The 13,266-nt window shown below is 47.2% G+C and carries 13 protein-coding genes; 7 read left to right on the top strand and 6 right to left on the bottom strand.

What is annotated here, in order from left to right:
* Positions 1-4: 4 nt before the first annotated feature.
* From cdd to AKJ31_RS17970, 6 genes are all read right to left on the bottom strand, one after another.
* Positions 5-892, bottom strand: coding sequence for a cytidine deaminase (gene cdd, locus AKJ31_RS17945; RefSeq protein ID WP_053410449.1), 888 nt, complete (start codon positions 890-892; stop codon positions 5-7).
* A 250-nt stretch (positions 893-1,142) separates the two neighbouring features.
* Positions 1,143-1,820: an LrgB family protein gene (locus AKJ31_RS17950; RefSeq protein ID WP_053410450.1), complete on the bottom strand. Its 678-nt coding sequence runs from the start codon at positions 1,818-1,820 to the stop codon at positions 1,143-1,145.
* Positions 1,820-2,185, bottom strand: coding sequence for a CidA/LrgA family protein (locus AKJ31_RS17955; RefSeq protein WP_053410451.1), 366 nt, complete (start codon positions 2,183-2,185; stop codon positions 1,820-1,822). The genes AKJ31_RS17950 and AKJ31_RS17955 overlap by 1 nt, the downstream gene beginning before the upstream one ends.
* Positions 2,186-2,324: 139 nt before the next feature.
* Complete coding sequence (sbcB, locus tag AKJ31_RS17960; RefSeq protein WP_053410452.1) at positions 2,325-3,749, bottom strand: exodeoxyribonuclease I; 1,425 nt, start codon at positions 3,747-3,749, stop codon at positions 2,325-2,327.
* 142 nt (positions 3,750-3,891) lie between these two features.
* The gene (locus tag AKJ31_RS17965; protein WP_053410453.1) at positions 3,892-5,265 is read right to left on the bottom strand and encodes an L-cystine transporter; all 1,374 of its coding nucleotides are present in this window, start codon (positions 5,263-5,265) and stop codon (positions 3,892-3,894) included.
* 186 nt (positions 5,266-5,451) lie between these two features.
* Positions 5,452-6,138 carry an NAD(P)H-binding protein gene (locus AKJ31_RS17970; RefSeq protein WP_053410454.1) on the bottom strand — a complete coding sequence of 229 codons (687 nt, stop codon included), beginning with the start codon at positions 6,136-6,138 and terminating at the stop codon, positions 5,452-5,454.
* 410 nt (positions 6,139-6,548) lie between these two features.
* Here AKJ31_RS17970 and AKJ31_RS17975 point away from each other — a divergent pair, with 410 nt between their 5' ends.
* From AKJ31_RS17975 to AKJ31_RS18005, 7 genes are all read left to right on the top strand, one after another.
* Positions 6,549-7,160, top strand: a complete 612-nt coding sequence (locus AKJ31_RS17975) for a flavin reductase family protein (protein ID WP_053410455.1) — start codon at positions 6,549-6,551, stop codon at positions 7,158-7,160.
* A gap of 6 nt (positions 7,161-7,166) precedes the next feature.
* Positions 7,167-8,195 (top strand): nicotinate-nucleotide--dimethylbenzimidazole phosphoribosyltransferase, encoded by a 1,029-nt coding sequence (gene cobT / locus AKJ31_RS17980; RefSeq protein ID WP_053410456.1) that lies wholly within the window; start codon positions 7,167-7,169, stop codon positions 8,193-8,195.
* Positions 8,195-8,968, top strand: a complete 774-nt coding sequence (locus tag AKJ31_RS17985) for an adenosylcobinamide-GDP ribazoletransferase (RefSeq protein ID WP_053410457.1) — start codon at positions 8,195-8,197, stop codon at positions 8,966-8,968. The genes cobT and AKJ31_RS17985 overlap by 1 nt, the downstream gene beginning before the upstream one ends.
* On the top strand, positions 8,969-9,499 hold the full coding sequence (gene cobU / locus AKJ31_RS17990; protein WP_053410458.1) for a bifunctional adenosylcobinamide kinase/adenosylcobinamide-phosphate guanylyltransferase: 531 nt from the start codon (positions 8,969-8,971) through the stop codon (positions 9,497-9,499).
* Position 9,500: 1 nt separating this feature from the next.
* Positions 9,501-10,115 (top strand): histidine phosphatase family protein, encoded by a 615-nt coding sequence (locus tag AKJ31_RS17995; RefSeq protein ID WP_053410459.1) that lies wholly within the window; start codon positions 9,501-9,503, stop codon positions 10,113-10,115.
* 26 nt (positions 10,116-10,141) lie between these two features.
* Positions 10,142-11,932 (top strand): M3 family oligoendopeptidase, encoded by a 1,791-nt coding sequence (locus AKJ31_RS18000; protein WP_053410460.1) that lies wholly within the window; start codon positions 10,142-10,144, stop codon positions 11,930-11,932.
* A gap of 204 nt (positions 11,933-12,136) precedes the next feature.
* Entirely contained in the window at positions 12,137-13,165 is a 1,029-nt protein-coding gene (locus AKJ31_RS18005; protein ID WP_053410461.1) for a succinylglutamate desuccinylase, read from the top strand.
* The last annotated feature ends 101 nt before the right edge of the window (positions 13,166-13,266 follow it).

Genomic DNA, 13,266 nt, shown 5'->3' on the forward strand with positions numbered 1-13,266 from the left:
AATTTTATACTGCGAGGTATGAAACCTGAATGTCTGGGTTGACAGCCTCTAGTGTCGCTTGTGTATCGGCTAAATGGCTAATGCTGCCATCGGCCATTTCAGCTAACGCAACAGAGTCAATTTGCTCTAAAGACTGACCGTCTAGCAACATTTGAATCATCGCGACTTGTAGCGGTGGTAGGCTTGGGTTAAATGCCGCATTCTCTGCGTAAGCACCCAAGTATACTTTGTCGTTTTTCGCTTTGATTGCGACACCGCTTAGGTTATGCGTATATGGCGCGTGGCTCTTGTTAAGACCTTTGAGCGCTTCAAGGACTAATTCGTCGGATTCTTCGGTTGTTTTGCCGTGATCAACTGCCGTCATCAAGCCTGATTCAATACCTAAGTCAGCAGGGCCGAATGACTCTGGCAAGTATTCTTGCAGTGTCATTTCGTCACGTTGTGGAAGTTGAACCACCAGTTCATTTGCCGTCGTCAGTTCGTTCATAAACTGGCGACAGTGACCACAAGGACTGAAGTTAATCGTGATGTCCGAGATGCCTTGTTCGCCTTTCATCCAAGCATGGCTAATCGCTGATTGCTCTGCGTGAACAGTCTGTCCTAGCTGAGCACCTAAGATTTCGACATTAGCACCAAAATAAAGACGACCAGATAAGCCACGCACGATGGCACCTACGTAAAAATTAGAGATAGGTGCGTAAGAATAGGCAGCAGCAAACGGCAGTAATGCAACGCGCAGTTCGTCATCCTGCAGACCAGAGATCGTAAGTAGTTGTTGGAACTGCTTAGCAGAAATAGTCGCGTCAAAATCATCAGCGAGCAGAATCGGAGACAGGTACTCTGCTACCTTGCTTGGCGCTTCTGATAGCGCTTGTTCAATGCGGCTTCTCATGTTGAATCCTTGTGTAAACATGTGGTGATATCGAAGACAAGCAGTGCATTACAGCGTGAACCCACTTCGATACTGGCATTTCATTTTATGGAAAGCAGTAAATAAATCTGTGAATACAATCACATTAAATAATGCAATGAAACTTTGTGTTTCATAGTTAGAGTGATGTCACACATGATAACGATTGCAGTCCAAAATTAAGTGAACTACGCCGAATAAATATCCCGATACTCGGCGTAGCAGATTATTGTTATGCCGCTAGCCAGACTGCAAAGGCAAAAAATGATGGAGCGAGTATTGAGGTGATCACGCCGCATAGCACGAGTGCTAACGAACTGAACGCAGCATCTTGCCCGTCTCTTTCTGCGCAAGCCGCAGTACCCAGTGCGTGAGACACTGTGCCCATGGTTAATCCTTTCGCAATAGGGTGGGTAATGTTGAGCAGGTTGTAAATTGGGTAAGCGACGATTGCCCCAAATAGACCAACTAACAGGACTAAAATTGCCGCGATTGCAGGTTCACCACCTAAGTGGCTCGATACTTCCATCGCGATAGGCGTTGTCACTGATTTACCTAGTAGACTAGCGATGAGCGTAATATCAGCTTGCATGTATACAGCGATAACGCTGGTGGTCAGCATTGACATCGCGCTGCCAACACCACACGCGAGCGCGATAATGCGCCAGTTGGCTCGAATCTGTGGCAGTTGTTCGTAGAGTGGAAACGCTAAGGCAACAACAGCCGGTTGTAGCAGATAGTTAAGCCACCCATTCGCTTCGTAATAGGTTTCAAACGGTACTTTGAAGTAAGTGAGAGTTGGGATTAGCACCACAAGACTGATGATGAGTGGGTTCATCAACGGTGTGTTGCATTTTTTGCAGATCCAGCGTGCTGCGAGGAAGACGATTATAGTAACTAATAACCACATTACTTGTTTCCTCCCTTAAGTACGCGATCTAAGAACAATCCGAGTACCACCAACACAATCGCGGTACCGCCAATGGCACTCGCGAGAATCGGCACTGCGTTAGCAAACAACAAGTCAAAATGGTCCATGAGGCCGACACTGATCGGCACAAACAATAGCACCATGTAACGGATAAGCAGCGTGGCACCACTGCGAACCCATTCAACCGGTACCAATCCACTCGCCATAAGGCCGAATAGAATAAGCATGCCAATGATGCTGCCCGGGATAGAAATGTCTAAGAGGTGTTGAAGATTAATGCCTGCCATTAGGCACAAGAAGATCAGCCCCAAAGATACGACGTATTTAAGCAAATTTTTAGCCATATGAAGTTGTCGTCCAAGTATATAAACTGCTCGTTGCATTTTCACAACGTAAGATTCCAATCGGAGTTGGAGTTCAAAACCTCACCAGCTGTTTTAGTTTAATAATCGGTGAGGAGTAGGGTGCAGGCGTTTTGACTACTTAAGATACTAGCTTTTGAACGTATTGGTATACGGATTTTAAAATAGCCATCTTCTTTTCATCACTTCCATGTTCGTGAACTAAGTTTTCCAAATTGAGCATATACTCTTCAATACGACTTTCGAAGTACTCTCGGCAGTGCATTGCCCAGCGTTGTTGCTCAGTTTCGTCCAAAGTCCATGGAAAGTTTCGGGCACGGTAGCGGAATAGCAGTGGAGCGATTCGTTGGTCATTAAACGAAATGTCCAGTGCGGCTAGATTGTTTGGGTCAGTTTCACGGATGATATCCATCGACGCTTTGTCTGCTGGAGAGAAAAAACCGTCATAGAGTTGAGTGTCAACGTCATTGCTGCCTTCGTACTCGCGCTCGATGCTGTATAAGCCCAACAGCTTTTCACGAACTTCTGGATTCTGGCGCAAGGTTGCCAAATTCTTTAAGCATTGCTCGCGGTTGATACCAATGTTTTCTGCGTTTTCAGCGGTTAGCGTTTTAGCCGGAGCGAGAATAGGGCACTTATTCAAATGAACCAGTTTAACTGGGACTGGAAGCTCACCTTCTGCCAACTCACTATGTTTGGTGTACAGACGCTCATGTAATTGCTCGGTAGTTAAATCGAGTAATGGCTGAGGGTCTTTCGCCAAATCCACCGTGATGACTGCGTTTTTATTGGTCGGGTGCCAAGCCACGGGCACAATCCAGCTGGTGTAGTTGCATTCACGACCTAACATGCCCGATACGTGCATCAACGGCGTCATATTGACGATGTCGATAAGCTCATTCAACTTACGTTTATGGCGCATATTGAGGAAATAGTCGAACAGTTTTGGCTGTGCCGCTTTAAGCTTTTTCGCCATCTCAATAGTGGCAATAACGTCCGCCATTGCGTCGTGCGCATTCGCGTGTTCAATACCGTTGGCAACCGACAAGTGTTCGAGCTTAAAGCTGATAAAACCTTCTTCGTTCTCTGGCCAGTTGATCCCTTCAGGGCGCAGGGCATGACATGCACGCATAACATCCAGTAGATCCCAGCGAGAGTTGCCGTTTTGCCAGCTCCACGCGTACGGGTCAAAGAAGTTGCGGTAACAGGTGTAGCGAGTGACTTCGTCATCAAAGCGAATGCTGTTGTAGCCAAGGCTAGTGGTGTTTGGTGTTGCCAGTTGCTCATGGATTTTGGCAATGAACTCTGGCTCAGAGAGACCTTTCGTTTGCGCAGTTTGTGGTGTGATGCCAGTAATCAGCGCCGCTTCTGGCGACGGTAGATAATCAGTAGGTGGTTGGCAGTAGATGACAAGAGGCTCACCGATAATATTAAAGTCCTGATCGGTGCGAACGCCTGCAAACTGACACGGACGGTCTTTAGCAGGGCTAGTTCCCCACGTTTCGTAATCAAAAAAGAAAAACGTAGGTTGGTGCTCTTGTTGCATGCTCTATTACCAAGTATTTGAAATTCACTTAGGTATTAGAACACTGCCGCTTCATCAAGGCAATCGGCAAGGGATATTCTTGGCCTGAGTGCTAAAAAAATGGCCGACATGATGTCGGCCATTGAGGAAGGAACTATTCTGTTTACGCTTTTTGCGTTTCCAGTTCTTCGCTTACTGTCTTCTTGCCCATGATGCGGCTGGTGATTGTGCCTGCCGTCATCGCACCTGATACGTTCAGCGCAGTACGTGCCATATCGATTAATGGCTCGATAGAGATAAGTAGTGCCGCAATAGTCACTGGCAAGCCCATTGCTGGCAGAACGATAAGCGCTGCGAATGTTGCACCACCACCAACGCCTGCAATACCGAACGAACTTACTACGATGATAGCAATTAGCGAAAGGATGAAGTTGATATCCATTGGATCGATTCCGACCATTGGCGCAACCATAACCGCGAGCATTGCAGGGTAGATACCCGCACAACCGTTTTGACCAATCGTCGCACCAAATGACGCGGAAAGGTTCGCAATCGCTGGCGGCACGTTTAGTTTTTCGATTTGAGCTTCTACGTTCAGTGGGATAGACGCTGCAGAGCTACGAGACGTAAACGCAAAGGTCAGTACCGGCCAGATCTTCTGGAAGAACTCTTTCGGGTTCACACCGAAGAACGCCACAAGAATACCGTGAACAACAAACATCAGAGCAATTGCCACGTAAGACGCCACGATAAAGCCAAGCAGGTTCAGGATATCACCAGCACTTGATGTCGCGACGACTTTCGCCATTAACGCTGCAATACCGTAAGGTGTTAGCGCCATGATCATTTTCACTAAACGCATGACGATAGATTGAATCGCTTCGACGAAAGTGCGAATTGGCGTTTCTAGCTCTTGTTTCTCCGCCATGACTTTACGTGCAGCAATGCCTGTTAGCACGCCAAAGATAACGACAGCGATGATCGAGGTAGAGCGAGCACCAGTCAGATCAGCAAATGGGTTGGTCGGAATAAAGCTAACCAGCATTTGCGGGATAGTTAGGTCACTAACACGGTCTGCACGGCTCTCTAGTACTGCTATACGAGCTGTTTCACGCGCACCTTCAGTTAGACCTTCAGCCGAAAGACCAAATGCCTGAGTGACGAAGATAGCAACGATGGCAGAGATTGCTGTCGTGATCAAAAGGATAGAAATGGTGAGCGCTGAAATTTTGCCTAATGAACCGCCTTTTTCAAGTTTCACGACCGCAGCGATCATAGAAACAAGTACTAACGGCATGATCACCATTTTCAGCAGGCCGACGTAACCACGACCCACGACGTTTACCCATTCTAGGGTTTCATTAATTACAGGGTTGCCTTCACCGAAGATCAGTTGAAGAGCCAAACCAAAAGCACTACCTAGCACTAAACCGAAAAGTACCAGGCGCGATAGAGTATTCTCTTTTCTTTGTTGACCGAACAGCAAGAAGAGAATGCCGGCGAATACCGCTAACGACGCAATAGCAGCTACTGACATATCTGATTATCCTTATGTATTTTTAAGGTGCATTAAGGGACTTAATGCTTATGAAGAATAGAATTCGGATGGGCAAGATAATGATTCGTGGATAATGAATAAAGTGATTAAAAGTAATTTCTTATGCCTAAAAGTTATTAATTTTTCTCTTAGGCATGATGTTGCTATTCAATTGAAGTAGAAAAGCTATTGATATTGTTTGATTAGCTGGCGCATATCGATGCTGTTTAAAATGGTGACTCGCTTATTGGAGTGCTTAAACACGCTGTATTGCATCGCTTTGGCGACGTCGCTGGCGTGGATAGGAATCAGTTTTGCGAGCGGGCCAATCATTAATGGACGAAGTGCGCCTAAAATAGATTGGACGACTTGCTCGTCGGTACGTGGGTTATCGCGAATACCGACCAAAGGCCCTGGGCGGACAAATACCAGTTGTTCAAACTCCATCTTTTCTAGCGCTAACTCCATTTTTCCTTTGCAACGCAAATAGTGAGAGGGCGAATGAGGCGAAGCGCCAAGGCTGGAAACCACACACAAACGTGTCACGCCCAGCAGTTTCATTTGTTGCGCGACTTTGCACACCAACTCGTAGTCGATTTTTTCTAGTCCTTGCTGGCTACCGGCTTGTTTTTTAGTTGAACCAAGAGAAATGAATCCGTATTGCGGGCGCGCATGTTCGTCATCCCAATGTTTCACTTCTAGGTTTGCATCGGTAATGACGTCCAACTTATTGTGAGTAAAGGGTAACTCCCGTCGGCTGAGTGCGTAGATTTTATCAATCGGTTCTTGCTCTAAGAGCTGTTTGATCAGTTCGTGTCCAATTAAGCCAGAACCGCCGGCCGTGATGACGATGAGATTACCCTGATTAGTCATAAGATCTCGAGTTTGATTAAATTACAGTCAGGTAAGAGATAATGGCACACGTTTTTGTGTTTTTGGACTCGATTTTTTTTGTTTCTGTTTCTTTTGTCGTTGATTGGCAAGCATAACAGACCTCCTTCACTACACGCTGAGTCGAGCTCAGCATTCTTGTTAGAATCATGTTTTTTATACCATTCAGTATCTGAAACCTTTCCTCGTATTTTGCTTAAAATAAAAAAAGGTGTTCGATTATAAGGATAGACCGAACGCCGAAAAAATTTCATCTTTCTTGTTCTTGTCTCATTTTCAAGTATGAGTCGACAAACCGCGGCTCACCCTAAAGCATAAAGCAGATGTTAACCCTATGATTTCACGTTACACTCAGGGTTTCTCAGGAATACACGCCAAGAAAGGGATTTACGATGAATATCGACCTCAGCACGCTTGCGCCGACTCAAATTTATCATCTGATGACTCAAACCATCATTCCGCGTCCGATTGCGTGGGTGTTAACTGAATCGGGTGATGAAAACTACAACTTAGCGCCATTTTCTTATTTCACGCCAGTATCGAGTAATCCTCCGTTGATGATGTTTTCAGTCGGCAAAAAGCCGAGTGGAGAGGTAAAAGATACAACGCGTAATGCCTTGGAAACAGGGCGAATGGTTGTCCATATCGCCAGTGTTGATTTTGCAGATGCGGTGACGCAAAGCGCTGCAACGCTAGAACACGGCGAGTCTGAAATTGACCTTGCAGGTGTTGAGTTGGTTGAGTTTGAAGGCTGTGAGCTGCCGAGAATTACAGGATGCCCAATCGCATTTGGCTGTAAGTTGTTTGAAGTTAAAGAGATCGGTGAAACGCCTCAAAGCCTGATTTTCGCCGAGATAGAGAATATTTATATCGATCCGCAAGTGATCGGAGAGCGTGAAGACCGTGTGGTGGTTGACGCGTTACAAGTGAATCCGCTGTCACGTTTGGGCGGCAGTCAATACGCTGTGTTAGAGAAGACCTTTTCAGTAGCGAGACCGAAGTAAACCATCATGTTAGACCAATCCTATTCTGATGCTATCTGGCATCGCATTAACCAAAAAACCAAACCGCTTGGCTCACTAGGACAATTAGAGCAACTTGCTCATCAACTCGCGCTGATTCAAAGCAATCAAAAAGGTGAGCGAGTTACCAAACTCGAGATTACGCAGCCAACCGTAGTTGTGTTTGCCGGTGACCACGGCATCGCCGATGAAGGCGTAAGCATTGCGCCAAGTGCTGTGACGCAACAAATGGTGCTCAACTTTATTGCGGGTGGTGCGGCGGTCAACTGTTTTTGCCGTGCAAACGATGTGGCGCTAAAGGTGGTTGATTGTGGCATCTTGCTGCCAGTGGAGCATCAAAGTGACGACTTTATCGTGCAGCGATTGGGCAACAGAACAAATAACTTTGCCCAACAAGCCGCAATGACGGCCGAGCAGGTGAGTGAGGGGATTTTACTCGGTCGACAAGTGGTCAAAACCATTATCGAATCAGGCTCTAACTTAGTGATGTTTGGCGAAATGGGTATCGGTAATACATCGAGTGCGTCGGCTATTTTAGCAGCACTGTCTAATCGTCCGGTGGCTGATTGCGTTGGTCGTGGCACAGGCATTTCTGACCAACAATACGCTAAGAAAGTGACTTTGGTGGCACAAGGCGTAGAACGCTGTGCAGGACAAGATGTGTACAAGGTTTTAGAACACGTCGGCGGATTTGAGATTGTCCAAATGGTGGGCGCGTATCTCGAAGCAACGGAGCAGAAGACACCAGTATTAGTCGACGGTTTTATTGCCACTGCAGCGGCTTACGCGGCGACGCAGTTAAATCCGCAGTGTCGAGATTACATGATCTTTGCCCACCAATCCCACGAGGCCGGACACAAGTACATGCTGGAAGAGCTACACGCTGAGCCACTGCTTGACCTCTCGTTGAGACTGGGAGAAGGCACGGGCGCGGTACTGGCAGTGCCGTTGGTACGAGCGGCAGTGGAGTTCTACAACAATATGGCCAGCTTTGAGCAAGCAGGAGTGACAGTGTAATGCTCACTGGGCTTAAATATCAGCTTGAGCTGTTTTGGCTCTCTTTAGGCTTTTTCTCCCGCTTACCGATACCGAGTGATACGCCGTACTCTGAGCAGAGAATGAACCAAGCCGGGCGCTACTTCGCGCTGGTGGGGTTATTACTTGGCTGCTTATGTGCGCTGGTTTACTGGGTCGCCAGTACGCTGTTTAGCACGGAAGTCGCCGTGTTTTTGATGATGTGCTTTAGCTTGATGCTGACAGGCGCATTCCATGAAGACGGTTTGACGGACATGGCCGATGGCATCGGTGGTGGTATGACGGTCGAAAGACGTTTGACCATCATGAAAGATAGTCGCATCGGAACCTATGGCGCGAGCGCTCTAGTCATGGCGTTGCTGGGTAAGTTTGTGTTCCTTTCACAGCTTGCGCAGTCAGCCGACTTAGTCGTCGTGATCATCGCGGTATACGCGTTCAGCCGAGGCGTTGCTGCAAGTTTAATTTATGACATGCCTTACGTGTCTGATATTGATACTAGCAAAAGCAAGCCACTGGCGAATAAGCAATCGCAATTGGAGCTGACGATCCTGATCGTGACCTCGTTACTGCCATTAATCTGTTTTGACACCGGATTGATGGTCGCACTCGTCGCGGCGGGGCTGATATTTCGTTTTGCACTAAAGCGCTGGTTACTGAAGCGATTAGGCGGTTTCACGGGTGACTGTTTGGGCGCTGCTCAACAGTTAACGGAACTGCTGAGTTATCTGGTTATCCTAGCGTGGTTTGGAGTGTAAATGTCGGTACATTTGATCTTAGGTGGCGCGCGCTCGGGCAAGTCGAGTTTTGCGGAAGCAAACGTTAAGCAACGTAGGGAAGGTAAAGCACTTCATTACGTTGCCACGGCAATCGCGTTTGACCAAGAGATGCATAATCGCATTCAGCACCATCAACAAAGACGTGATGAAAGCTGGCAAGAGCACGAATGCCCATTGCAACTGCCACAACTGATCAGCCGCTTTACTGCTGATGACGTTGTGCTAGTCGATTGCCTGACATTATGGTTGAACAATGTGATTTTTGAACAAGGCGAAGCTGCGCAAGACGACACCATCCGTAGCAAAGTCGACGAGTTGGTGGGTGCGCTTGCCAATAGCTCTGCGCATATTGTCTTGGTTTCCAATGAAGTTGGTCTTGGGGTTGTACCAATGGGCGAGGTGACTAGGCTATTCGTTGACCATGCTGGCTGGATGAACCAAGCGCTGGCAAAGGTTGCTGATGAAGTGACTTTTGTTGCGGCGGGTTTACCGATGAAACTAAAGGGCTAAGATGAGCAAAACCATCAATATCTATCTGCTTCGACACGGTAAAACGCTCGGCGACCCCGCGCTTTATGGCAAAACTGACGTAAAAGTAGACGTTAGAGTACAAGAGCAGATCTGTCAGCAGCTCGTTAAACGCCAATTACGCGTGACTAAAGTTGTTAGTTCTCCTTTAGCCCGCTGTCGAGACCTCGCGTTAAAGTTGCTTCTCGCTCAACCTGAGTTGGATCTCGCTATCGCACCAGAACTGCGCGAAATGGATTTCGGAGATTTGGATGGTCAGGCTTTTGATTCAATCCCCGAGCACTGGCCGCAGCTTGAAAGCTTCTGGGAAAACCCAGCGCAACACAACCTACCTAATGCAGAAAGACTAGACGAATTTTATACAAGAATATCAACCTACTGGACGCAGTTTGTCGAAGATGTCGCAGACGACACATTGATTATTTGTCATGGTGGTACGATAAGGATGATTTTGGCATCACTGTTGCCGCTCGATTGGAAAAACAGTGCGCTTTACTCAGTATTGCAGATAAACCATCAGTCAATTAGCCATATACAGCTCATTAAAGCAGAGACGACTTACAAACGGGTATGCTCAATTTCAGCACCGATTCAATAAGTCACTGCAGTAAGGAATTCAAACAGATGACCACACCAAAATGGGATCTTACTATCGCTTACCAAGGGCTAGGTGATAGCAAAATTACGCAAGATATTTCACTTATTCAGCAGTGCATTCAAACGCTTGAAGTTCACGCCGATTCCAGAAACTCAGTATCGGTAATGCAAAACGCAATTCAAACCCGCGAAGCCGCCGGTAAGTTACTCTCCACCATCAACACATTTGCTAACTGTCATGCGTCGGTGGATGCAACCAATGCTGAAGCAAAAAGCTTGGTGGGACGTCTGGCGAAATTGAGCTCTGAACTGGAACAGGCATTCACTCCTTTCCAAGATGCGCTGGTCAGCGCGCCGGAAGGTTTTATTGATGAAGTGTTGGCACACGAAAGTGAAGATGTCGCTGGTCAACGATTCCAGATTGCTTGTCAACGTAAATTGGCGGATACCAAACTGAGTATTGCCGAAGAGCAACTTGTGTCTGCGTTGCAAGTGGATGGTAAAGATGCTTGGGGTCGCTTGTACGACAATATTACCGGCTCACTGCAAGTGACGTTAGAAGACGGCTCAAACAATAAAATGGGTTTCTCACAAGCGGCGAGTGTGCTTTACGGTACGGATTTCGATGCTCAGAAGCCAGCGTGGCAGGGCATCCAAAACGCGATGCGTCAGAACCAAGAGTCCTTCGCTGCGATTCTGAACGCACTGTCGGGTTGGCGTTTGACTGAGTATCAAAAGCGCTCGCGTCTACGAGACGTTCATTTTCTTGAGCCGAGTTTGCACGGTAGCCGTATTGAAGCAAGTACCTTAGACGCAATGATGGACACCGCGAAAGCAAACCGAGCGGTCGGCCAGAAAGCAGGCGCGTTGATGGCTCGAGTGCATGGCCTAGACAAGATGAAACCATGGAACCACTTAGCGGGAATGCCAAGTCTGACGGATGCTGAGCCGAAAACTTACCCGTTTGACGAAGCAATCGAAATCATTCGCTCGGCGTTTGCGACAGTGGATCCTGAAATGGCAGAGTTTGTCACGACCATGGTCAACAATGGTTGGATTGATGCGGCGCCAAGTGACAATCGCCGTCTTGGCGCGTATTGCACCAAGTTCGCCGCAACCAGAACCCCACTTGTATTCATGACTTGGGGAGGAAGCCGATCAAACCTGCTGACACTGGCACACGAAATCGGCCACGCGTTCCACAACTGGGTGATGCGTGATATGCCACTGTGTATGACGCGCTACCCGATGACTCTCGCTGAAACCGCGTCAATCTTTGCGGAAAACATCGTTCGCGATTACCTCTTAGATCAAGTCGAAACTCGCGAAGAAAAACTCGAAATGCTGTGGGAAGAGTTGTCGAGCTGCTACGCGCTGATGATTAATATCCCGGTTCGATACGAGTTTGAAAAATCATTTTATGAGCAGCGCCGCGAAGGTGAATTGGAAGCATCACAGCTATGTGAGCTGATGAGTTCAACTTGGCAGGAATGGTACGGTGACTCAATGGAAGGGAGTGATCCTTACTTCTGGGCGAGCAAGCTGCATTTCTCAATTTCAGAAGTGAGCTTTTACAACTACCCATACCTGTTTGGTTATTTGTTCAGTATCGGTGTTTACGCGCAACGCGAAGCGAAAGGTAAACAGTTCTATCAAGACTACGTTAACCTGTTGCGAGACACAGGCTCAATGATGGCTGAAGAAGTGGTGCAGAAGCATCTGGGTATGGATTTGTCTGGTGCTGAATTCTGGCAACAAAGTATCGATCGAGTCGCAAGTAAAATCGATGAGTTTGAATCTTTGCTAGATCAACTATAGTCATTTTTCATTTATGGTATTATTGCGTAGCCGAGCAATCCTCGGCTATTTTGCATCGCGAGAGCATAAAGTAGCACCTCATAGTGCACAAACTGACCAAATTACAAATCGGGATAGCATTTAGAGTCGATAAGTGAGATCCCCCCTACATAATTTGTCAAAACAATTCATTAACATACTCGCTGTGCAATAAAGGAGTAGCGCATGACGAAAAAACTCTTTCGCCAATCTTTTCTTTTCGACAGCTTAGATTTAGAACAAGAAATGCCAGCTGCAGAAATGACAGTAGCTGGTGGAACCGTCTTTAAATTGCATCAACGCGGCGTTCTGGAAGTCATTCCTAAGAACCTTTCTGCGGATAGCAAACACATTATTCTATCTTGCGGTGTTCACGGTGACGAAACTGCGCCGATGGAAATTGCCGACAAGATCATTTCCGATATCCAAACTGGTTTTCAACCAGTGACCGAGCGACTGCTGTTTATTGTTGCCCATCCAGAGGCGACCAACGCACATACGCGCTTTATCGATGTTAACCTAAACCGACTTTTTGACGACAAAGAGTACGAGCCTTCAAAAGAAGTCGATATTGCCGCCAATTTAAAACGTGTTGTGAGTGACTTTTATCAAGGCACAGAACAGCATCAGCGTTGGCATCTAGACATGCACTGTGCGATTCGCCTTTCTAAACACTATTCGTTTGTTGTCAGCCCGAAAACGCGTCATCCGGTGCGCAGCAAAGCCTTGATGGATTTTGTTGCAAGTGGCCATATTGAAGCGGTGATGTTCTCCAATGCGCCATCTAGTACCTTTAGTTGGTACAGTGCTGAGAACTTTGGCGCACAGGCGTTAACGATTGAGTTAGGACGCGTCGCGCGTATTGGCGAAAACGAGCTAGAAAAGCTGGTTGCGTTTGATTTAGCACTGCGTGATTTGGTGGCGTCTAGTAAACCAGAGCATTTGCCTCGCACGCCAGTGATGTACCGCGTGAGTCGCACCATCGTTCGTCTGCACGACGATTTTGACTTTATGTTTGACGACAATGTAGAAAACTTCACAGCGTTTAAGCACGGCGAAGTGTTTGGTCACGATGGCGACAAACCGCTCATGGCGAAAAACGAAGGTGAAGCAATTGTCTTCCCGAATCGTCATGTCGCAATCGGTCAGCGTGCTGCTCTGATGGTATGCCCGGTGAAAACACGCTACGAAGAAGGGCAAGTCGTTTACGACTAACGCTATCCTGCGCTAAATTCATTGTTCAGGCTTTCTATTTAAATGGCTTAACGGTATCGTTAAGCCATTAATTGTTGTACCAAAAAGGATCAACAAACTCG

The sequence above is a fragment of the Vibrio hepatarius genome (genome assembly GCF_001274785.1).
GTDB classification, from domain to species: Bacteria; Pseudomonadota; Gammaproteobacteria; order Enterobacterales; family Vibrionaceae; genus Vibrio; species Vibrio hepatarius.